General features: G+C 65.4%; 9 protein-coding genes. 4 read left to right on the forward strand and 5 right to left on the reverse strand.

Annotated features, from left to right (window positions below):
• Positions 1-88 precede the first annotated feature (88 nt).
• From P273_RS0105490 to P273_RS0105515, 5 genes are all read right to left on the reverse strand, one after another.
• The gene (locus P273_RS0105490; protein ID WP_024627470.1) at positions 89-2,500 is read right to left on the reverse strand and encodes a transglutaminase family protein; all 2,412 of its coding nucleotides are present in this window, start codon (positions 2,498-2,500) and stop codon (positions 89-91) included.
• Complete coding sequence (locus P273_RS0105495) at positions 2,497-3,747, reverse strand: DUF58 domain-containing protein (protein ID WP_024627471.1); 1,251 nt, start codon at positions 3,745-3,747, stop codon at positions 2,497-2,499. The genes P273_RS0105490 and P273_RS0105495 overlap by 4 nt, the downstream gene beginning before the upstream one ends.
• Before the next feature lie 3 nt (positions 3,748-3,750).
• Positions 3,751-5,262 carry a MoxR family ATPase gene (locus tag P273_RS0105500; RefSeq protein ID WP_051354143.1) on the reverse strand — a complete coding sequence of 504 codons (1,512 nt, stop codon included), beginning with the start codon at positions 5,260-5,262 and terminating at the stop codon, positions 3,751-3,753.
• Complete coding sequence (locus P273_RS0105510) at positions 5,263-10,689, reverse strand: Ig-like domain-containing protein (protein ID WP_024627473.1); 5,427 nt, start codon at positions 10,687-10,689, stop codon at positions 5,263-5,265.
• Positions 10,690-10,854: 165 nt separating this feature from the next.
• Positions 10,855-12,360, reverse strand: coding sequence for a serine/threonine-protein kinase (locus P273_RS0105515; RefSeq protein WP_024627474.1), 1,506 nt, complete (start codon positions 12,358-12,360; stop codon positions 10,855-10,857).
• Positions 12,361-12,563: 203 nt separating this feature from the next.
• Between P273_RS0105515 and P273_RS09285 the strand changes: the two genes are divergently transcribed.
• The 4 genes from P273_RS09285 to P273_RS0105535 all read left to right on the forward strand — a co-directional run bounded on the left by P273_RS09285 (position 12,564) and on the right by P273_RS0105535 (position 23,295).
• Positions 12,564-17,093 carry a PD-(D/E)XK nuclease family protein gene (locus P273_RS09285; protein WP_024627475.1) on the forward strand — a complete coding sequence of 1,510 codons (4,530 nt, stop codon included), beginning with the start codon at positions 12,564-12,566 and terminating at the stop codon, positions 17,091-17,093.
• Complete coding sequence (locus P273_RS0105525; RefSeq protein ID WP_024627476.1) at positions 17,090-21,130, forward strand: ATP-dependent DNA helicase; 4,041 nt, start codon at positions 17,090-17,092, stop codon at positions 21,128-21,130. The genes P273_RS09285 and P273_RS0105525 overlap by 4 nt, the downstream gene beginning before the upstream one ends.
• Positions 21,131-21,257: 127 nt before the next feature.
• Complete coding sequence (locus P273_RS0105530) at positions 21,258-21,998, forward strand: N-acetyltransferase (protein ID WP_024627477.1); 741 nt, start codon at positions 21,258-21,260, stop codon at positions 21,996-21,998.
• Positions 21,985-23,295: an MFS transporter gene (locus tag P273_RS0105535; RefSeq protein WP_024627478.1), complete on the forward strand. Its 1,311-nt coding sequence runs from the start codon at positions 21,985-21,987 to the stop codon at positions 23,293-23,295. Before P273_RS0105530 ends, P273_RS0105535 begins: the two co-directional genes overlap by 14 nt.
• Positions 23,296-23,302: the final 7 nt, after the last annotated feature.

The following is a 23,302-nucleotide window of genomic DNA, read 5'->3' on the forward strand; positions in this document are numbered from 1 at the left end:
GATATGTGACAAATGATGAGGGCCCGTGCAATCGTAGTGATTGCACAGGCCCTCATCTTGTTTTCTCGCGGTCCAGGTTGCAGACAGGTCAGCGCAGGTGCCTAGGGGAAAGCAGGGTGCGCCAGCGTCGGGTTCGCGGCAGAGATGCCAGGATGGCGGATCGGAGCTTGTCGACCAGCTGCCAGCAATCCTCGGCCTCCTGCTCATCTGAAGGATGACGGTCGAACGAGGCCTGATCAGCCATGTTGCGCAGTCGATCCAGATCCCGACGCAGCCCAGCCGACGAGGACCCTGGGGGGTCGGTCAGCAGGGTCCGGGCGATCAGGGCTGCCTGCTCGCTACGGGTGCCCTCCAGGGACAGGCCGGTCTGTCTGCCCAGGTTGCCGATCTGTCGCCAGCCGGCGCGGATGCGTGTCTTCGGATCGCCGGTCGACCGGGCCCGTCGGCGCAACCAGGCCTTGACGGCCAGCAGGAGCAGAACCAGGAGAGCGGGCAGCCAGACCGGCATGGTCCAGAGCGTCACTTTGGCTATCAAAGGGCCGTACCGCTTCCAGAAGGAGGGTGAAGACTGCCGGGATGCTTCCTGTCCGCCGACGGTAGTCCGACCCTGGGTGGTCCGGTCGTCGCGGGGAGGATCGACCAGCGGGGGCGGTGGCTGGCGGACCAGGGTGCGCGGGTTGGGTGGCGTAGAGTCCAGGGACCTGTCCGGGGTCTTGGTCTCCGGTGGCGTGGGGTAGAAGGGGACCCATCCTAGACCCTCTAGGTTGACCTCCACCCAGGCCTGGGCATCGCGGCCTGTGAAGTCGATTCTGGTGCTGCCGTCCGCCTGGGTCCTGGTCCGTTCCCTGCTGATGGAGCCGTCACGGTTCTTGGGCAGGAATCCCAAGACCACCCGGGATGGCAGACCCATCTGCCGGGCCAGGAGGGCCATGGCTGAGGCGTATTGCTCGCTGTCGCCCACCATGGCCTGGCCCTGTAGGAGTTGATTGATTCGATAGTCGCCGTGGCCGGAGGCCGAGGGGTAGTCGCCGGCCAGACCGTGGGAGAACCACCCCTCCCGGTGCAGCCGTTCCTCGATGGCCAGAGCCCTGGCACCGCCGCGCACCTGCATGGAGGTCATGGAGGCAGCCGCCTTGGGCAGGCTCTCAGGAGCATCCGCCAGGGGAGGCACCTGCACATCGCCCGGATCGCTGTCGGCGATGCGACGGGTTGCTGGTCTATCTTCGGCCAGGCCATGCACTGTATAGCTGGTCCCCTTCTGCAGGGCCTGATCGGTCAGGGCAGTGTCTGTGGCCTTGTTGAAGTAGAGGTCCTCCCGTTGCAGGCCCTTAGCCGTATCGATGCCGTTGACCTGTCCGGCGGAAGGCAGCCATGCGTGGTTGAATCCCTCTCGAATCTCGAAGGTCGCTGTAAAAGGTCGTCCGGTCGATTTGGTGTCTTTGGCCTTCTCCTGGTGTGTTTCTGTCCGGATCTGGGCGCCGATGCGCCGGTAGTCGGCGGCTCCTGCACCTGAGGAGTCGGACAGATTCCAGACCTTGCCGTCATAACGGTCCATGACGGCCATACGAACTGGGGTGCCAGCGGGCAGGTTGCGGACCGTGACCAGGGTATCGTCGCTGTGGCGTTTGATGTAGGCGCGGTAATCGCTCAAGGGGCTGGTGAACTGGTAGGGGTCTATGGGCGGCTGATAGTGGTCGCGAATGACCAGTCGGGTCGGGGCGGGCAGGAGCCCAGCGGAGAGCATCAGTCCGGCTGCCAGGGTTAGGGTCAGGAGGGCGGATGCGGGCCCCTGCAGACGCAGCAGTCCCAGCCCACTGGCGCACCAGATCAGCAGGAGCAGCCAGAGGATGCCACCTGTCAACGCCGGATAGAGGCCTCTGCTGGTGCCTAGTGCTGCTGACAGAGCCATGGTGGCCAGAATGGGCAGGGTGGCTGTCAGGACAGCCACGGGGTGCGCCGGCCGTCCCAGGTTGCGGCCCAGGCCATGACGGGCCAGCAGCACGGCCAGGTAACAGGTCCAGAGCATCAGCGTCCACAGGGCCATCAGTCCGCCTGCCTCCTGTCCAAGGGGCGGATCGATGGCTGCCAGGGTCTTGAAGGCGCCGAAGGTGGCGGACCACCCTTGCGCCAGGGTTGCCCAGGTGGGCAGGACATGGGCCAGGGTGGTCCCGTTCAGAGCGAATACAGGCCCTAGCAGGAACTGGGCGGCAATCAGCAGCAGAGGCTGCAGGAGGGCTGTGGCGATCCCACGGCGGGGGAGCATGGCGATCAGCAGTCCGGTCAGACAGGCGGCGGCTCCCACTGTCAGCCAGAAGGGCAGGCTGCCATAGACCGGCAGCAACTGGAGTCCGGCCAGCAGATCGAGTGGGGCCAATGCGGCGACCAGAATAGCGGGGGAGCGGCGCCTGGTCGGATCGACGGTGGATTGCAGACCAGACCGGTCGATCAGGCGGATAGGTTCCCTCTGGGCTTGGTCCATCCATGATGCGGATGTGCTCATGGCTGGTTCTCCAAGAGGATGGGAAGGTCCTTCCTGTTGCCCACGACAGCGTTGACCAACCCCGGTTGCGTCTGCAGGCTTGGATGGGCATCCAGGTCAGCAGCTAGCAGCATGACCGGGGATGCGTTCTGGGCCGATCCGTCCGCTAGGACTGAGGGTTGGCGGTCACCCAGCGAACCGGTCACCAGGATGGTCAGACTGGTTTGCTTGGGAGCATCAGTCAGATCGGGCTTGTCGTAGCTGTCCTGGCGGGGGCGGATGGCGCTGCAGGCATCCAGAAAGCTTCGGGGATCCTCCGTAGGCAGGGTGGTGGTCCCATGGGCATCGGGATCGTCCGGTTCTGGAGCCAGCGCTTGCAGCCAACGGCCGTCAAGCAGGCATCGGCAGCCCAGAGAGGCATAGATTTCGACTGCCAGCTCGAACTCATCCGCGCTCCTATAGGAGGTGGCCTGGCCGTCCAGGATCAGTTTGATTCTGGTGCGCAGGGTGGGCTCGTACTGACGGACCATCAGGGTACCGGCCCGGGCGGTGGACAACCAGTGAACCCGTTTTATGTCGTCGCCCGGAACGTAGGGGCGTAGGGCATGGAATTCCAGATCGTCGTCGACAATGCCGGGGCTAGGGTCTCCCTCCAGGTCGCGCTCCAGCCCGGCTTCAAGGGGCGGCAGTGCCACCGTGCGGGGATGGATATAGAGCCTTCGGGCGCCGGTCAGAATTCGGCGACGACGGATGAGTCCCAGCGGATCCCCAGCCTCCATGGTCACCGGGCCTAGGTCAATCACGCCACGGGATCTGGCCTCCAGTTTCAAGCGGATCTGGTGACTCTGACCGGGTGCCAGGGCTGGCAGCGGTGCCATGACGGTTCCTTGGCCTAGGGCCAGGCCGATTCGGCCGCGGCGGGTGGAGCGGCTGCCTGGGTTGGTCAGCACCAGGATCAGCTCGGCCTGGCCACCCACCTCCAGATGGCCTTGGTCCAGGCTCGTTTCAGCGCTACAGGACAGGTTGCCCAGGCTCATCAACAACCCCAGTAGGAGCATGCCCACGCCCAGCAGAGCGCCCGCCAGCAGTTCACGCCAGCCTGTAGGGGCGAAGGCCAGAGCGCACAGAAGCGTGGCCAGAGCCATAGCCCGGCCCAGGGCAGTGATCGACTGCCATAGGCCGGCGGCCCGGGATCGCAGGCTCTGTTCGGATCCTGTCGAGGATGCCGGTCTAGCTTTCGGGGCAGTTCGGCTGGCGAAGGCGGTCATGACTCACTGCTCTCCTGTGGGGACGGGGACCTTGGCCAGGGCTTCGGCCAGCGCCTGGTGTTCATCCATGTCCGCCAGCCTGCTCTGGGAGGTCAGGATCAGCCGGTGGGCCAGGATGGGGTCGACCAGTTTCTTGACATCATCGGGGATCACGTAGTCGCGGCCCTGGGCGCAGGCTCGGATCCTGGCACAACGGACCAGAGCCAGCCCGCCTCTGATGGAGGAGCCGACCCGGATGGCGGGACTGTGCCGTGTGGCTTCGATGATGTGGATGACGTATTCCATGATGGAGGAATCACAGAAAACCTTGGAGGCGCAGGCAGCCATGGCCTCCACCTGGGCGGCGTCGACCACCGGTCCCACCAGGCCTGCCCGGTCGCGGATGTCGGCCTCTTCAAGAATGCGCATGCTGGCATCGTGTCCAGGCGCCCCAAGCGAGGTGCGGATCAGAAAGCGGTCCATCTGAGCCTCGGGCAGGGCATAGGTGCCCAGCTGTTCGATGGGATTCTGAGTAGCCATCACCATGAATGGCCGAGGGAGGCGGTAGGTGCGGCCATCCACGGTCACCTGACCTTCCTCCATGACCTCCAGCAGGGCCGACTGGGTCTTGGGGGAGGCTCGGTTGATCTCGTCGGCCAGAACCAGGGAAGCAAAGACCGGGCCGGGCCGGAAGGAGAATTGCCCTTGAGCCTGGTCATAGAAGGTCACACCCAGCAGGTCGGAGGGCAGCAGGTCCGGGGTGAACTGGATCCGCTTGCAGTCCACGGCGATGGAGGCAGCCAGGGCGCGTGACAGCTGGGTCTTGCCAGTGCCCGGATTGTCTTCCAGGAGCACATGGCCTCCCGCGATCAGGGCAGTGACGCATAAGGCGACGGTTTCCTCCTTGCCCAGCACCGCCTGGCCGACGTTGTCCACGATGGAGTGGAAGAGGTTGGCGAAGGTCGACACATCCACGGCGGTCTGGCTGTTGCCTGTGGCATGGCCTGAACGTCGCTGCTGCCTGGTCTCTGATGCCTGACCTCCTGCTTCGGTGGGAGGCCGTTGGTTCTGCCCGGTCTCGACTTCGTATCTGGGAACTGAGGTGCGTTCCAGCTGAGGGTGACGGGATTGATCGGTGGCGTCGACGAGGTCAGGCCCTGCAGGAGCTGAGGAGGACCGGGAGAACAGGTCACGGACCGGCTGATGACCGGGGATAGTCCCGTCTTCCACCATGGTGCGGTCCGATGGGGCAGATTCCGTCCCGGATTTCTGATTCATTCCTTGTCCGGCAGCCACGGGGATGCGGCCGGGCCTGGTCCGGTCGTCGTTCGCCGCCGAGTCAGATTCCTGCTGACCCAGACCGGCCATGAGGGCCTGGCGCTGTCGCTTGAGTACATCCAGTCGGTCGGCGGGGATCCGTCGGCCTTCGTTGCTTGCCTCGCGGGCGGCTTTGGGGGTACTCCTCCTGGTCGCGTCATCCGGGATGGTGCCGTCCTGCTGGATGGGTTCCTGTGCGCTTCGATCATCCATGGTCATTCATCCTTGTCTGCTGAGGGATCCCTGACGGGTAAGGGTCTTGTCGCTTGGTTTGTCGGCATCCTCGGGCAGGGTCAGCTCCTTGGTGGCGGCGGGCGAATAGCCTTCGGACCCCACCCCACGGATGCGAGCTACCGCCCGGAAGTTCAGCCTGGCACCAGGTTTGACTGATCCGGCGGGCAGGGTGATGACATCACTGACCTCAGGCTGACCGCATGGCAGGGTCCAGGAAGCCTTGCCGGGGTCGAGGCCATCGATGCTCACCTGGATGTCTGCGCAGGGTCGGCCGTGTTCGGCACCAGGGTTCAGGACCAGCTTGACCTGATCCTTGCCTTGGTACTCCAGAGTCTGGAATGCAGGCGGATCCGGGTGCGACCAGGTGGCTCCAGAGGCTGAGGCCACAGGTCCTGATCCGGCCATATTGGCTGGGGTCACGCTCACTGTGCAGGTGCCTCCGGACTCGTCATGACCCACATCGAAGACCGCCTTGGTGGAGGTGGCCGACCGCCATCGTGGCGAACCGCAGCCGGAACCCTCACCGTGGACCGTATAGCCCTGGATGGGTGAGCCATGATTCTCTGGCGGACGCCAGGTGACCGTCAGGGTTTCCTTGCTGCCGCCGTCCACAGTCAGTGCCTGCACGCCTCCGGGGAGTGCGTCTGGCCTGGCTGCCGCCGGCGAGGAGGCGGGGGACCAGCCCACCTGGTTGTGGGCTTGGACAGTGAAGGAGTAGTCATGGCCGTTGGCCAGCCCGTCGACCCGGCAGGTGACGGCATTGCCGCAGGAGCGTTGTCCCGAGCCTGCCGATGAGGTGTAGGAGACTCGATACTCGTCCACCGGACTACCGTTGGCTGCACCCGGCTCCCAGGCCAGGAGAACCGTTCCATCGCCTGCCTGGGCCGCGCCCGCCAGCATTCTGGGGGCCTGAGGGCGGTCGATGATGCCCACGGTGATGGTGGCGCTCACCCGGCGGCCCGGATCCCGGCTGCCATCCTCGACCGTGGCCAGAATGGTATTGGTGGAGGCGCCGATGTCACGATCGGCTTTGATGGTGATCCTCCCGTCGCCCAGGTTGCTGGCTGTCAGACGTGAGGTGTCGTCGCTGACCAGGCCGACCAAGCGCAGCGGGGTGTCGGGGAAGGGGTTGAGGGCATCGTCGAGTAGGTTCAATTCCAGACTCTGACCGGCTTTGAGCCCCACCTGGCGTGAGGGGACCGAAGCCAGAGGCCGGGTGGTGGCGACGATGCGGAAGGTCAGAACCGTACGCACCTGGCCGGATGAACCGGTGATGGTTACCGGCAGGGTGGCCTTGGTACCAGGTGTCGCGGTCTTGTCAGCGGACACGTTCAGCTGGCCCCGAGGACTCAGCTTGGCATGGATCGGCCCCTGGGGGTCCCCGGAGGAGAATGTGCTGTCTGCCGGGTCGCTTCCCTGAGGCCAACGGGTCATGGCAGGCAGGGAGATGGTCTGTGCCGGCTCCCCGGCCACCAGATCGATGACCGGTGCCGAGAGGACAGGCGGGGATGCTCTGCCGCCTGTCACGGTGATGGGCAGGGTCAGCACCGACTCGTTGACGATGGCCTGGCCGCCTGGATCCCCATCACGGACGGCAAAGGTCAGTGATGCTGGACCGGCATAGTCCTTGGCGGCGGTGAACCTCAGGGTGTGCTCGTCCACATAGGGATCGGACCCGTCGGACTTGGTGGCGGAAACGGACTGGCGGGAGGAGATCCGTGCGGTCTTGCCTGCGCCCACCCTGACCTGATCGGCGATGTCGATGGTGATGCTCTGACCAGCCCGCACTTTGAGGGCCGGAGCGCGTGGCCTTAGGACCGGAGGGAATACCCCATAGGCGGGGACCTTCACAAAGGCCATTGAGGTGATCTTGTACCGGGTGTTGGTGACGGTGTAGGGCACGGCCCTGGCCTGGTCGGTCAGGTCGATGACCAGCTTGGTGGAGCCGGCATCGCCTACGGTCCTGGCGTGGGCCTTGGCCCCGGGATGAATCCCCAAGCGCAGGTCATCGAGGGTGCCGGATGGATTGCTGATGGAGTCGGCCAGATTGACTTCCACGCTGCGCTTGTCCACCGTATCCTCGGGAGCCACCTGGTAATCCTGGGCTATGGGCGGCTGGATGGGGGCCTGGGGATCCGTGACCACGGTCAGGGTGGCCTGGTCGCTCAGCCCTGCCCGGTTGTGAGCCCGGTAGACCAGATAGGAGGTGCCTGGCTGTGAGGGGGCGGTCAGCCGGATCATGTCGTCCTTTACGCTGGCTTGATCCAGGCCCTGGCGCTCCAGGTGGGGGTCCAGACTCAAGGAGTCATCATTCCCGGAGATGTCGTTGAGCAGAACCGGCACGTCGGCCACGGTCCCGGGCCGCAGCCTGACCTTGTCGTCCCGGGCGAAGACCCCGGTTACCGACGAGTCGGGGAAGACGCCGATGCGCACGTGTGCCTGGGCGCGCTGCCCCATCCAGTCCTCCACGGCGTAGGTGAACTCGTCAGTGCCATGCGAGTCGGGATAGGCCTCATAGATCAGGTAGTCGGCACCGGCTTTGACGATCCTGCCCAGCCTGGGTGCCTGGTTGCCCAAGCCGGACAGGGTGTCGCAGTCTCCGTCCGGGTCGATGCCGGTCAGGGGGACGGGGATGCGTACCTTGGTTCCTGCAGCCACCTGGGCCCGCAGATCCTTGGGTGTAGGCGCGGGCTTGCTGGCCGGGTCGGAGGTATGCACCCGGAAGGTGATGGTGCCTGAGGCCGCGTTGCCCAGATCGTCCCTGACCGTATAGGTGGCCGGGAAGTCTCCGGTGCGCTCGCTGGCCTGATATCTGACCGTATCCCCGGATACGAAGGCCAGGCCCGCAAAGGTTCGCTGATCCGTAGTCAGCTGCTGGTCCAGGGTGACGCTGGTCCCATCAGCGTGGGTGACCTTGTCCATGACCGGAACCGTGACCAGGCCCGATGAGCGGACCCCCACCGTCAGATTCGGGGCCTTGGGCGCTGAGGCTGCCCTGCTCAGGGAGGGAGGCTGCAGGACGATGGTCCCCTGGGCGCTGCCGCTGGCGTTGGCAACTGTGTAGGCAATGCTCAGCGGCCGCGTGGGGATTTTTCTGGCAGACAGGTAGACCCGGCGGTGGTCCACGATGCCGGCCTTGATGCCGGAGTCCGGATCCACCCGCACATCGGTCAGGGCCAGCACTCCGCCCATGGGATCCAGGTCGTTGTCGAGCGGATCGACGATGGCGGTCTGGTCGGTCCCCAGTAGGGCTACATCGTTGACAGGAACCGGCAGCGCGGATCCGCTATGGTCGTGTTCTACCTCCAGCCTGACCAGCCCTTGGGTCTCCCGGTCACCCTGGGCCACCCGGTAGGGCACGTAATAGGTGCCCGGGTTGGCGGCGGTGGCAGTGAAGGAAAGGCTCTCGGTGTTGACCTTTATCTGGATTCCGTCGGGCTTGTCGACCCGGATCAGGCGGAGGGGTTGAGCGGCATTGGCGTGTACGCTCCTGCTCAGGTCCACGGTGGCCTCTCGGCCGACAGCGGCCTGGCGAATGACCGGATCGACCAGTGGAGCCAAGGTGTTGACGGGTCTAATGGTGAAATAGATGAGTCCCTGACCGCTCATGACTCCGTCTGAAACAGTGACTTTGACTGCCAGCCGACCGGAGGTGGCCGATCCGGCACTCATGGTCAGCTGTCCGTCAGCCCTGGTGGACAGGGAAATCCGATCCGAATTGACGGACTCGGCACCGGCCAGGGTCAGGGGGTCCCCGTCGGGATCCTCGAAGCCGGCCAGGGCGTTGACGGTGGTTGTGGCTCCCTGCTCCACCTCGTACTCGGGAGGGGTATCGTTCTGGACCGGTGCCTGATCGCCTCGGTCCATCTTGGCCGGGGCGATGTTAAGGTCAATGCCAGCCGAGGAGACCTGGCCGCGTCCGTCGGTGATGGAGTAGTTGATCCGGGCCCGGCCGACAGGTGCGTCGCTGGCATCCACCTGCAGGTAGCGGCCGTTCATGACCGGGGTCAGGCGAAGGTTGCCCTGTGAGCTGCGTGCATCCTCGATTCGCAGAACCGAGCAGTCGGTCTGGTGATCGTTACGCAGGGGATCCAGCAGGGCTCTGGATCCGGCTCGAATGCCCAGACTGTCGTCCTCGGCCTGGATGGTTTGGGATCCTGATCGACAGGTGGCCGCGAACCGCTGACGATTGTCGGCCGAGTCCTGACGCTGATCCGTCCTGTCCGTGTGTTTGACTTCCATGGTCTGCCACTGCGGCCGAATCACCTTGGTGGAGGTTCGGGGATTCCAGACATCGCCGGTCAGTACGTCGTTGAGGATGACCCTCCGGTGGTTGGCTCGGAAGACCAGATCCGAGGTGGGGCCGATGGCCTCCAGGGTGGAGGTACGCGGCTGCGGTGACCGAACCTGCGGCATGGCTGTCCCTGTCGCGCACAGTCGCAGGAAATTGTTTCCCGAGGAGGCCCAGGCTGTCCACAGGCATCCGCCAGAGGAGACCGGTTGAGCGGGTTGACCGCTGCCGCCGGTGTCTACTGTCTCAACCTTATTTCTGGGGTGATCCAGATCAACCAGGTGGACGCTTTCCTGATCGGTCAGGCCCACCCAGGGTCCCTGGCGGTCCATATCCACTGGAGTGGATTGGAGCTGCAGGTCTCCTCGGTGCGGTATCCGGATGGATCCCTGGGGCCAGTAAAGCCGGTCGCTAGCCAAAAGGACGGGCCTTCCGTCGATGACGCTGAAGGCAGTGGCCCGGACGGGGGTGTGGTTTGTCAGGGAGTCCAATTCACGGTGGGCCCGGGAGTCTGGTCCGTCGATCTTTGACACGACCCCGTCCGAGGGCCGGTAGGCGTAGACGGCTCCGGAGGCATCCACGGTGACGGAGGCCCCGGGGCCCAGGGTCAGCACAGGGTCCCGGCGCTGCGGGTCCAGATCTCCCGGCGAAGCGGCCCGGCCCACCCAGATTTTGCCGGTCCGTGCTTGGAAGAGAGCCAGTGTGGGTCCGTTGACCATCCGCTGAACCCTGGCATCCGAACGCGTGGTGTCCCCCAGGGTGGCGGTGGAGGCAGCTATGGGTGCCATGCCTCCCTCCCGGCCCAGGATGACTGCGTATCCGCTTTGGGCCAGGTCGAAGTGGTCGGTGCCCGTCGACAGGGCCACGTCCGCCTCTCCGATGTCGGGCTTGAACCGGGCGACCTTGCGCTCGTTCTGGGAGGTGATCCAGATGCTGCCGTCATCCACCTGAACGGCACGGCGGTCCACCCCATGCACGAATAAGACACCCAGGATGAGCAGGACCAGCGCCGTCAGCGTGACGGCCAGGATGGCGGCAGGGTTCTTGGCGCGGATGGCCAGAGCATGCCGCAGGCGCAGCCCGGCCCGGCGCATCCGCAGGAATCCTCCCTGCAAGTCCATAATCCCCTGGGTTCCTTTCCTGTCCTGCCACACAGGCTTAGCTTCTTAACTCGTCCCGGACCGCCGTCAATGCTCTCTCTGAGGACTGATTTTAGCTGGTTTGCAGGGGCTTGGCGGTCTGTGAAAGTCGGGGTGGTCGAATGTGAAAATTCATCCACCGAGGGTTTACTGAACAGCGCAGATGATGGTCGGTTCCTGGGACATGCTGCGGTCGGCCCGCACCAGGGTGACGCTGATGCAGGTCTGGCCCCCCTGCGGATCGTCGATGCGGGCGGTCGGCTGTCGGGTCTGCACGCTGCGGCCACGGTCGTCGTTGCCACCTTGGTCCAGGGGATGCCAAACGTAGCTGTCTCCCGGTTTGGGGTCGGGATTGGTCCAGGTGAAAACTGCCGTGGTGCCCTGGTAACGGCCCTGACCTTGGGTGGGTGAGGGAACCGCGCCCTCCTGCAGATCCTGGGGGCCACTCGAATCCGTCGGGTCCGGGGACTGCGCCTGCTGGGTTTGGATCTGGGAGGCTCCTGTAGTCGGCTGTGAACCTTGCTCGGATCCGTTTGGCAGGCCGACAACCAAGACCCAGACCAAGGCGACGGCTAGGACGGCAGCGAGGATCAGCGCCAGAAGAATCAGGCGGCGGCCGCCAGGAAACCGCCTGGCTTGGTTGCCTTCATGGTCAGCGACCGCCTCCCTGTCTGGTTGCAGACGCGATTCGGAATTGGTCCCTGTCCCGGTCCAGGAGTGACCGGACTTCTTATTTTCCGTCCCGCCCGCAATGGCTCCGGTATGGGCGTGCGGGCGTACATCCCCCTTGGGATAGGGGTCGATTCCCTCGCCTATGAAAGGCGTCGCATGGCCGTAGAACTGCTGCTGGACCTTCTGAAGGGCGCGGCCGAACTCCAGGGCCGAGTAGTAGCGGTCGTCCCGGTCATGGGCCATGGCCTTCTCCAGAACCGCAGCCAACATAGGAGAGGCCTCACCCATGTGCAGAACCGGGGTCTCAGCTCTCAGAATCAGCTGTGCCAGGTGATCCTCATCCCTGGCCCGGTAGGCGTACTCGTAGGGGGAGCGGCCGGCCAGCATGCCGAAGAGCGAGGCACCCAGGGAGTAGATGTCGCTGGCCTCGGATCCTCCCGAGCGGTTGGCCAGGACCTCTGGAGCCGCCCAGGGTATGGAAAGGCCGCCGGCCCGTTCGCCTCCATAGATGCCCGAGGAGATGCCGAAGTCGGCCAGGACGGGCAGGCCCTGGTCGGTGATCAGAAAGTTGCTGGGTTTGACGTCCCGGTGCAGGATTCCGCGTTCATGGGCGCAGTAGAGGGCCGAGGCCATGCGCACTCCCAGGTCCAGCACGCCTTCCTGATCCATGCCCCCATTGAGCATGATGGCCTTGCAGCTGCCGCCCGGAGCGTATTCGAGCACCAAACAATCCCGTCCGTCATCGCTGACCAGCGCCTGGTGGATGCTCAGGATGCAGGGATGGGTGGAGAGCTTGGCCAGGGTCTTGGCCTCGCGAAGAAAGAGCTGATGGGTCTGCTGGTCCATGCTGCCTTGGAGGGCCACCTTGACCGCCACAGGTCGGCTGAGCCCCTCCTGCTCATACAGGTAGACGGCGGCGGTGCCTCCCAGGTCCAAGGGACGAATAAGCTGCAGCCCGGGCAGCGCTGGCGCATCGTCCATGGCTGGAACCGCACCTGGGCGCCGGGGGTGGGAACCATTCTGCTGCAAGGGACATCACCTCCTAAGAACTGCCTGGAAACTGCTATCCACGATAACAGCACGCCGTTCCCGATCAGGCATCGATTGAGCCTCCTGCGGGCGGTTCCGGACCAGCGGGTTCCTGGGCCTGTAGATGGACCATGCCGGACCCTATTCTTGTAGCTATGAGCAAGCAGCCACCGGTGGATCCGCAAGAGGCCATGGAACCGGTCCGCGCCCTTATCGGCGATCGGCTCCAGAACAAGGAGGGTCGGCCCACTCGGGCCCTAGTGGTGGCTGGTCCTCCCCGCAGTGGCAAGACCAGGCTGGCCACCCGGGCTCTGCTGGCCGGTATGGAGCAGTTCGGTGACGGAGCCAGCATGGCCGTATCAGGTAGGACCGCAGCCGACCAGGTCAGCCGCCAGGTCATTCTGGAGCGGGGCAGGTCCGACCGCACACGACCGGTGGGCACCCTGCAAGCCCTGGCCTTCCGTCTGCTGACACGGTCCCGGCTGGCCCAGGGGGGCCACGATCCGCTTCTGCCCAGGCTGCTCAACGGTGCCGAGGAGGATGCCCTGCTCAGGCAGGTCATGACCGTCCATCTGGAGCATGTACAGGCCGGGGACGATTGTGCGGTCTGCCGACTCCTGGAACGCTACTTCCGCAACGGGGCGGGCTGGTCGTCCGTCCTGGTTGGCGATGACCAGGGACGGGTCGTAGGGGTCGCGGACAGATTCATCGCCCAGCTGCGGGACATGTTCGCCCGCATGACGGAATTGGGCCTGGACAGGGATGACCGGGACCAGCTTCTGGATGCTTTGGCTGTTCAACCCATGGATCCCGACCGCCGCGACCGGTTAGGCCTGCAGTGGCGGCTGGCCTTCGCCTTGGAGGATGAATACCGCCAGAGCATCACCGAGAGCTACCCGGACGAATTCCGTCTGGATCCCTCCATGCTCATGGTCGAAGCTTCCCGCAGCCTGGACGGTCTGGCCGATGACGACCTGCCTGACCTGCTGGTCGTGGACGACTGGCAGGACATCACCTTGGCCGGGATGGGCCTGTTGCAGGGCTTGAACCAGGCTGGCTGCCGACTCCTTCTGGTGGGCAATCCCGACCAGTCGGTCCAGTCCTTCCGCGGCTCCTACCCGGAATTTCTGTCCACTCGCCTGACGGCCTTGTCCAAGCCCATGCCAGGCGCCGCCGCCCCCCTGCTGGCCCAGGATTTCGCCTGCCTGGGCGCCGCCACCGTGACCCTGAAACCCCGGAGGATGGTGGTTCCGGAAGCAGTGGCAGAGCATACCGAAAGCGGCCGTGGTTCCGACCCGGCGGCTCCAGGTTCCTACGCCGATCTGGTGGCTGCCAGGGTCAGCCTGGGCATCGCCGGGGTCGAGGAGAACGACATCCCCCTGCCCGACAGACCCGGCAAGCTGCCCGCCTGGCCCGGTGCCGGACCTGTGGCGCCCCTGACCGATGGCGACGGTCTTATCCGTGATGGCAGCGTACAGACCAGGCTCTTCCACACCCCCGACCAGGAGGACGATGACCTGGTTTGGCAGATCAAGCATGAGTTTCTGGCCAATCAGCGTGACTGGAACGACATGGCCGTCATCGCCCACGACAACATGACCCTGCGTACCCTGGGCCGCAAGCTACGCGTTCAGGGTGTGCCGGTGCGCTTCTCCTCGGTGACCCGTCCGCTCAGCCAGGAGCCCGCCATCCAGGGTCTCTTCGCCCTGGTCGAGCTGGCCCAATCGGTGCTGGATCCTGGTACCGCCGGAAGCGATCCGGACGATCCTGCCCAGGTGGCCGCCTGGATCCGTTCTCGTCTGCGCACCCTGATGGCTGGCCCTCTCTTCCGTGTTCCCGCCACCGCGGCTCGCGCAGAGCGTCCCGTCAGGATGGAACGCCTGGAGTCCATCATGGAGACGATGGCTGCATTGGCCCCCCTGTCCGACCAGCAGGGGAGCGGCCCGGACTCATCCAGCTCCTTGGAGGACCTGCCGCTCCTGGGACAGGCCTGGCAGACCTGGGTTAAGGGCCTGACCGAGCGACGGGCTCAAAGGGACCGTTCATCCGGCATCAGCGTCGATGACTCCCTGTTGACCAGGCACGATTCCGCCGAGCCAGGGGACGGGTCTGGTCCCTTCTCCACCGCCTCGGCCCCGGACCAGCCGGTGGATCTGGGAGACCGGGGTGCTCAACAGCCAGCCATTCTGTCGGTTCAGGCCCTGGAGACCCTGCTGGTGCTGGACCCGGATGACCGATCCTCGGGAATCATTCTGGAGGCCATGACCGCCATCGCCGGAGGTCGCCGGGAGGACCCTGACGTTCAGGTCCTGGACAAGGCCCTGCAGGTTCTGCATCTGACCGCCACCCGCATCAGCGCCCTGGAGGACCGTCAGCCCCAATACGTGCTCTGGGAGGCCTGGCAGAGCCTGAACCTGGCTGATGACTGGCAGCGGCGAGCCCTGATGGCCACCCAGGAGGGGGAAGAGGCCAACGACCGTCTGGACGCGCTCATGCGGCTCTTCCAGTACGCGGCTGGCTCCCGTCGTTTCCCAACGGTCGAAGCCTTCATGGACCAGGTGCGCACCATGCAGATCGAGGCCGACTCCCTGGCACGGATCGGGCCCATCGAGCACGCCGTCACCCTGACCACACCCGCAGGCGCTGCCGCCCTGGCCACCGACTGGCCCCTGGTCTGGCTGCCCGCCATCCAGGACGGGGTCTGGCCCAATCTGATCCCCCGCGACACCATGTTCGGGGCCGAGGAGCTGGCCGACCTGGTCCTGCACGACCGCATCGGCGACCCCCTGGCGGACACGCTCAGCCACGATCCTGCCCTGCGCTCCATCCTCTACGCCGAGAAGAAGGGTTTTCTGGAGGCGCTGACCCGGGCCCGGATCCAGGTACGCATCAGTGCGGTCTGGAACGATGACCTGGTTCCATCGGACTTCCTCTACGGCTATCTGCCCGAACGCTATCCACGCACCGCCGATATGAGCCAGGCCGAGTTCAGCATGGTCGGCGCTGGCTCCGGCGGCAGTGAACGCTACGGGGGGCTGGAGGTGTCTGCTAGGGGGCTGACTGCGGCCGCCCGGTCCATCCTGGCTGTCCAGGCGTTGCTCCCGGAAGATCAGGTCGACCGTGAGCGAGTGGACGATGCCGTGCAAGCCCTGCGGCTGCTGGCCGACCAAGGCCAGGATTCGGCCGATCCCGGGCATTGGCCCTTCCTCTATGACCATGACCAGGAGGGCGCTGCTGAACCGGCTTCGGGGGAAGAAGTTCATACTGCACAGGCCGCCGAGTCAAGGGCCATGGGCGCCGCCACAGGTGTCGCATCGGTTACTGAAAGGGACCATGCCCCTCGTTCTGCACATGCTTCCGTCAATCAAGCCGGGCAGACAGATCGAACACAAAACCGTGACCAGGGTCGTGAGCACCGCCATGAACACCGGTCCGACCGTCAGGTGGTCCTCCTTTCGCCCTCAGCGGTCGATGCCATCTGGAACTGCCCATTGGAGTGGGCCATAGGAGACCAGTTCTCCGGCCCCTCACCGTCCAGGGTGCCCACGGAGTTCGGTTCCCTGATTCACAAGGTGGCCAGCGAGGGCACAGCCCAGGGTCTGGACCGTCCCGGCCAGGGCGATCCGGACGCTCGCCAGCAGCAGGTGCGGGATGCGCTCCTGGACATCTACCAGGAACTGGCTCCTCAGGAACAGCGCCTGCGGGACCCCGACGAGCTCTATGACCAGCGCGGTCGCAGGAGCCGGGTGGAGTCCATCCTGGATAACCTGGCCTCTTATTTCGTCCGCTCATCGGATTCCGAATACGGTCTGGGGGGCAAGAGCCCGGTCCCGGTCGGCGACCTGCTTGGTGTGCAGAGCGAGCGCTCCTTCGACGTCAGCCTGTCTGTGGAGGACCTGGTTCCTCTTTGGAAGGCCACCTTCCCCGACAGGCCTCTGGATGCCGACGGGCTCTTCGCCCTGATGTCCGGCCTGGTCGATGGCTTCCCAGCAGCCCTGGATGCCAGGACGACGGTCAGGTTGACCGGCCGCATCGACCGTCTGGAGGTCAGGTCCCTGCCCGAGGGCATCCGTCTGCGGCTGGTGGACTACAAGACCGGCAGGGTCCCCTATACCCAGGGGCAGCTCTTCAACGATCTGCAGCTGGTCTGCTATCAGCTGGGACTGGCCTTCCCGCCCACGCCCGGCAGCAGCCCGGAGGTGGGGGCGGCCTGGAGCTCGCCCCAGGCTCCCGACCTGGAGAGGACCGAGGGGATGAAGCTGAGTCAGTCCCTGCTCCTGCAGCTGCAGGCCGCGCCCAAGGATGCTCAAACAGGGCTGCGCCGGGAGGAGATGGCCTATCAGCCGCCACTGTTCGAGCGTAACAGACTGGTCACTGTCGCTCAGCCCAGAACCGGCATGCCTTCCCCGCTCAAGTCCAAGGCCGAGCCTGCGGATCTGCCTGATCAGGTGCCGCCTGGGGTGGATGCGGACCTGTGGGGCATGGTCCGAGCCGCCCGAGTCTCCTCCCAGGCTGTATGGGGGCTGACCATGATAGCCAGGGTCTTCTTCGCTGCCGGAGTCAAGCTGACGGCTGGCCGGGATGACGCGATCTTTGACCCTGCCCGTTGCCATCGGGCCGGCAATGGGCAGGAATGCCAGGCATGGCAACTGGTGGCGCCCAATCTACTGGAGGATCAGGAATGAAGCAGACTGCCGAACAGTCCGCCATCGTCGATGCGGATGTCAATGAGGATCTTCTGGTGGTGGCCGGCGCCGGCTCGGGCAAGACCATGACCATGACCAGCCGGATCATCGCCCTGATCCGTCGGGGAGTGCCCTCCGAGCAGATTCTGGGATTGACCTTCACCCGCAAGGCCGCATCCGAACTCCAGTCCAGGGTGGGGGCGGCGGTCATCCGACGCGACCAGGGCAGAGGCACCTCGGGCGTAGACCCCGAACGCAATTTTCTCAAGCCGACCGTGTCCACCTATGATGCCTTCTTCCAGTCCATCGTGCGCCAGTACGGTCTGCTGGTGGGCATGGACCAGGACACCCGTCCCCTGAGTTCGGCGGGAGCCTACCAGCTGGCCTCACAAGTGGTCGCCGACCATCTGGATCTGATCTTTCCTGCCGGTTCCTCGGCGCAGGATGGCGAATCCGACGACCTGGGCTCTGCGACCTTCTCGACCACCGTCAATCGGGTCCTGGGGCTGACCGGAGCGGTGACCACCTCCATGATCAGCAGCGACTGCCCTGATTTCGACCAGGCTGTGGAACGGATCCGTACCTGGGATCGCGCCTTTGTGGATCGCGCGGACCAGCTGATCGGCGACCAGCCCGTGCCGGACACCGAGCCCAGAGCCGGCAAGACGCCACCCAAACGAAGCAAGAAGGAGACCGACGAGCACTATCAAGGCAAAATCGAGGCTTTTCGAGACACCAGGCAGAGCATTCGCATCTACCGGGTGGATGCCATGCGACGGGCGGTTCTGACACGAGAGAAGCTGCTGACCCTGGTCCAGGACTACCAGCGGGCCAAGAGGCAGGCCAACATGGCCGAGTTCGGCGACTTCACCCTGGCCGCCTTCCAGCTGGTCGAGCGTTTCCCCTCCATCAGCGCCCAGCTGCGTCGCCGCTACAGCCACGTTTTTCTGGACGAATACCAGGACACATCCACCACCCAGGCTCTGCTTCTAGCGGCCATCTTCCACCCGCAAAATCGACAGGAGGATCAGGGGAGTGCGGAACAGGCTCCCGGCAGATCCTCCGTGACCGCCGTGGGTGACCCCTTCCAGTCCATCTATGCCTGGCGAGGGGCCAGTCCCGGGGCCTTCCGCACCTTCCAGGCCCAGTTCGGCATGTTGGCCGACCGACCCGCCTCCGGCAATGGTCCCTTGTCTGGCGTGACGGCCTTTGGGCGCTCGCAGGACCAGGACCCGCTGACCCTGTCGCGCACCTTCCGTAACTCCAGCTGGGTGCTCAAGGCCGCCAACCAGCTGACCGTCCCCCTGCGCCATCGAGGCCAGGAGAGCCGGTCCGAAGCAGAACTGCGCGAGGTGGACGTGGCCAGGCTCCGTCCCCGTGAGGATGCCGACCCGGGTACCGTGGGCCTCCTGGGCTACAGCACCGGCGGCCAGGAGATTGATGGGGTGGTCAGGTTCGCCCTCAGGGCACGCGAACTCTATGGCAATCACGGTGACGCGCCGCACGTGGCTGTTCTCTTCCGCTCCAAGGCCGCCCTGCCCAGGTACCGCGAGGCCATGGAGGCTGCAGGGCTGAGCTGCCAGGTCGTCGGGTACTCCTCCCTCTTTGATCGACCCGAGGTCATGGATCTGCGGGCCCTGCTCTCCCTGGTCTGCGACCACACCGACAGTGATTCCCTGATGCGTCTGCTGGCCTCGGCCCGGTTCGGCATGGATGCGGCCGATCTGAGCGCTCTTGCCTCCCTGGCCGCCAAGGTCAACGAGGACAGCCAGTATCGGGCCCTGGTCCGTGCCGGCCTGGTCGAGTCCGACCCCGACCCGCGCCGCCGTCGTGAGGATCTGCACCGTTACCGTGACCAGGTTCCCAACGATGTCTTCCTGGTGGACCTGCTCCTGCGCGACGATCTGCCAGACCTCTTGAAGGGCTCAGGCCTATCCGCCAGGGGGCGGGTCCTGGCCGCCGAGGCCGCCAGGGTCATCTGCCAGGTCCAGGCCGAGTCCTCGGCCCCCCTGCGCCAGGTGGTCATCGCCGCCATCCGTGCCTTGGATCTGGACGTGGACCTGGTCTTGTCTCGTTCCCTGGCCAATCCCCAGCGTCCTCTGGAGCCCAGCCAGGCCAAGGTGGGCATCCAAGCCCTGCTGGATCAGGTTGATGTCTACCTGTCCGAGCTGCCCCAGGGTCTGGGGCCCAGCCTGCGCGGGTTCGTCTCCTGGCTGTCCTCCCTGGATCAGAGTCCAGAAATGCCCACTGACGGGGACGACCGGCAGGCCGATGTGGCCCTGATGACCGTTCACCAGGCCAAGGGTCTGGAGTGGGATGCCGTGGCGGTTGTCGGGCTCAAGCGTGGAGCCTTCCCCAGCAGCCAGGGCGACCGGCTCACGGTCAAGCCCGCCTCGGATCAGCCGGTGGTCCAATCCCCGGATGGCCCGGTCTACCAGTACAACTGCACGGCCCGTACCTGGCTGGTCGATCCCGAGTCTGTGCCGGTGCCGGTGCGGGCTGATGCCATGATTCTGCCCCGCTTTCCTCACGATGCCCAACTGGGAGCTGACCCTGAAGATCTGCTGGGTCGGCTGGACCTGGTGGGCTTGGAGGAGGAGGCCATGGGCCTGTCTCGAGAGAGCGGGCTGGATGACCAGGCCCGCCCGGTCCGTGCCGATGCCATAGCCCCCTCTCAGCGCGAACAGTACGGCCGTCGGCTGCTGGACGACGAGCGGCGGCTGATCTATGTGGCGGCGACCAGGGCCCGACATGACCTGCTGCTGACCTTCAGCCAGGATTCCCAGTCGGAGTCTGCGGCCCTGAACACGCCGGCTCCGGACTCGGATAAGGCCTCCAACTTCTGGACCGAGCTGGTGGAGCTCTTCCAGGAAGAGCCCGATGCGGTCAAGCTGGAGCAGGCAGAGGATGCGCAGGAGGGCGAACCGACGCCGCCCTTGGGGCTCTTTGTCGGTGAGAACGCCCAGTCCTACCGCCAGGCCATTGTCGACCGCGCGCTGGATCAGGTGGATCAGGTCGCCGCCCGCGACGGCGAACGGGATCAGGCGCTCTGGCCTCCGGTGCTGAGTGCGCGCACACGCCAAGCCCTGGATCGTTCGGCCGCTTGGGTGCGCGCCGGGGAACCGGGCGAGCCCACAGTTGATGAGGAGGGCGATGACGGGCTCTACGCCAATGCGGTCCGCGTCCTGCAGGTCAGCACCGGCCGTCTGGGTGTCGCTGACGACCAGCTGCTCACGGATCTGGATCTGCTGCGGCGCACCGGCCGACGGATCCTGGGGCACGGGGCTAGCAGCGTCACCGCAATCCAGGCTGGTTCGGCAGGGGGCGACCCCAAGATGGAGAGGGATTACTGGCAGGGGCTGGTCAGACCCATACCTCAGGTGGCCTCCCCGCAGGCCGAGGCAGGCACCCGCTTCCATGACTGGGCCAGGCGCTTCATCCTGCCCGAGATTTCCGACCCTCAAGGACTGGTGGATCTGCCCGATCAGGCGGAATCGCCGAATCTGCTTGATGGTCCGCTGGGTCCCGGGGCCATGGCCGAGCGGGCCCGCATGCTGGCCGGGCTTGACCAGGAGCGGGAGTCCCTGGACCCCCAGGCCGATCCCGTGCAGGCCCGTCTGCTGACCTGGGAGCAGCGGCTGGCCGAGTCTGACTGGGCCCAGCGCACCCCCGTCTGGGTGGAACGGCCCATCGTGGCGGTGCTGGCAGGCCAGATCGTCAAGGGCAAGCTGGATGCCGTCTTCGCAGGCGGACTGGACCCAGATCGAACGGATCTGCGCTACACCATCGTGGACTGGAAGACCGGTGCCCGACCGCACGGAGAGGAGTCGACCAACCGCCGTCTGGTCCAGCTGGACTTCTACCGGCTGCTCCTGTCACGCTTGCAGGGTATCGGCCTGTCGACCATCGACGCCTGCCTTTATTATGTAAGCGAAGACCGGCCCCAGGATCGACTCATCAGGGCCCGTGCCAGGACCGAAGAAGAAATTCTTGCATCCCTGGCCGAGGGCATACCAGAGCAGTCGGACGAGGACTGAGTCTGCGGCAGACCCCGCCAGATAAGGCGATGGGTGCCGCGCATCAGCAATCATGAACAGCAGGCGATCGGCAGACGGCCAAGTGCCGTCGTTGGGCCGGGCACGCCCGAATGGAGCAATGAGACAGATGACTACGTCCAGTATTCACGACCAGGCCTCCCGGCGGAGGGGGAGCGTGGAAATACGACCCATGGTCTGGGCGGATATGCCCGACTTGGTGGGGACTTTCGACGCTACTTGGAAGGTGCAGGAGGATCCCGAGGGCACCGTGTCCCGGCTGAGCGCCGCCCACTTCATCCTGCACTACCTGGTAGGTACCACCAGGGCCCGGATAGCTGTCGATGGGCAGGATTTTCTGGGAGTGACTCTGCTTGCTGAGGGGCGTGGCGAACTGTGCTTCCCCCAGGCCGAAGAGGAGCTGGAGCAGGTCGATCAGCAGCTGTCTGCCACGACCTTGGGCGCTCAGACCCTGGAACGGGCCCGCCAGTGGCAGCTGACCGAGGTCAAGCTGGAGGAGCAGTGCGATCTGGCTGTCCCACCCCAGGCTGAGCTGAGGCTCTTCCTGGTCTCCAGCCGTGCCCGGGGACGCGGTGTGGGTGGCGCCCTATGGCGGGACACCCTGGAGCATCTGGACCAGGCGGGGATCGAGCGCTTCTACCTGCACACGGACTCCTCCTGCGACGTCGGCTTCTACGACCACCAGGGCATGGAGCGGCTGGCCGAGCTCAAGGGGCGGGACCATGCGGCCTTCGCCGGGCGCGACCCCTCTGACGATCCGCAGTTCTTCGAGGGTATTGACGACATCTTCATTTACGGAGGCCGTGTGAGCGACCAGCTGGGCAAGGACGGTGACCGTGGCGGCCGCTAAATCCCCATTCCTGCGCCTGTTCACCTACCCGGGCGCCGCCGGCTTCTGCCTGTCGGCCGTTCTGGCCCGCCTGCCCCTGGGCATGATGGGTCTGGGCATTGTACTGGCCTTGAACAACATCTATGACAACTGGACCTCTGCCGGTCTGATGAGCGCCGTCTACACGCTCTGCGCGGCTCTGGTCACCCCCTTCTACGCCCGCTTGTTCGACCGGTTCGGCCAGCGTCGGGTCGGAGTGACCGCCCTGATTGTGCAGGCTCTGGCCATCCTGGGATTCGCCGTGGGGGCCATGCGCCGGGTTCCCCTGGGAGTGCTCTTTGTGCTGGCAGCTCTGATGGGCCTGACCCAGTTCGCCTTCGGAGCCCTGGTGCGTACCCGCTGGGCCTGGGTGCTGCGCGAGGATAAGACCAATCTGCTCAACACCGCCTACGCCCTGGAGTCGGGCCTGGACGAGTGCGTCTTCATCCTGGGACCCATCCTCTCCGCCTACCTGGCCACCTCGGTCAGCCCGGTCTCCCAGCTTTACCTGCCTGCCCTGGCCCTGTTGGTCGGCGGGCTGACCTTCTTCGCCATGCGTTCCACCGAGCCTCCGGCCGTCGTTCGCATGGAGGCCGTCAGCCAGTCTGCAGCGGATCATTCCCCGGTGGACGCCCATGGGGACGTCCTGCCAAGCGACACTGACGGCCACCAGGGATCGCGCTCGGCCCTGGTCTACCCGGGCATCCTCCTGTTGGTCGTCATCTTCGTCGTCTTCAACATGAGCTTTTCTGCGGTGGACGTCTCGGTGACCGCCCTGACCAAGTCCATGGGCCGCGAGGGTGCTGTGGGCCTGCAGCTGGCCCTGTTCGCCCTGGGCTCCCTGTGCGGGGCGCTGATCTTCGGCTCGGTCAAGCTCAAAGGATCCCGCTGGCGCTATCTGACGACCTTCCTGGTGCTGCTGACCCTGGGGTACGTGGTCTTCCGCCTGGTCATGGACAACCTGGTCCTGCTGGGTCTGGCCGAGGTGTTGACCGGTCTGTGCGTCTCGCCCATCTTCGCCACCGGCAACCTGATTGTGCGCGAGAACGTGGATGCCCGCGCTCTGACCGAGGGGCTCTCCTGGCTGTCCACCGGCGGCTCCATCGGCACCTCCCTGGGATCCACCCTGGCCGGAGTCGCCCTGGATCAGTTCGGGCCCCATGGCGGCATGACCATTCCTGCGGTGGTCACCTGCTGCGCGGTCCCTCTGGCCCTGCTGGGCTGGGCCAGGAGCCGCAGGAGGGGTATGGTCGAGAAAAAGACCGAAAATACACAGTGAAATGAAA

This window comes from Bifidobacterium sp. A11, from assembly GCF_000499185.1.
In the GTDB taxonomy this organism is placed as follows: Bacteria; Actinomycetota; Actinomycetes; order Actinomycetales; family Bifidobacteriaceae; genus Bombiscardovia; species Bombiscardovia mizhiensis.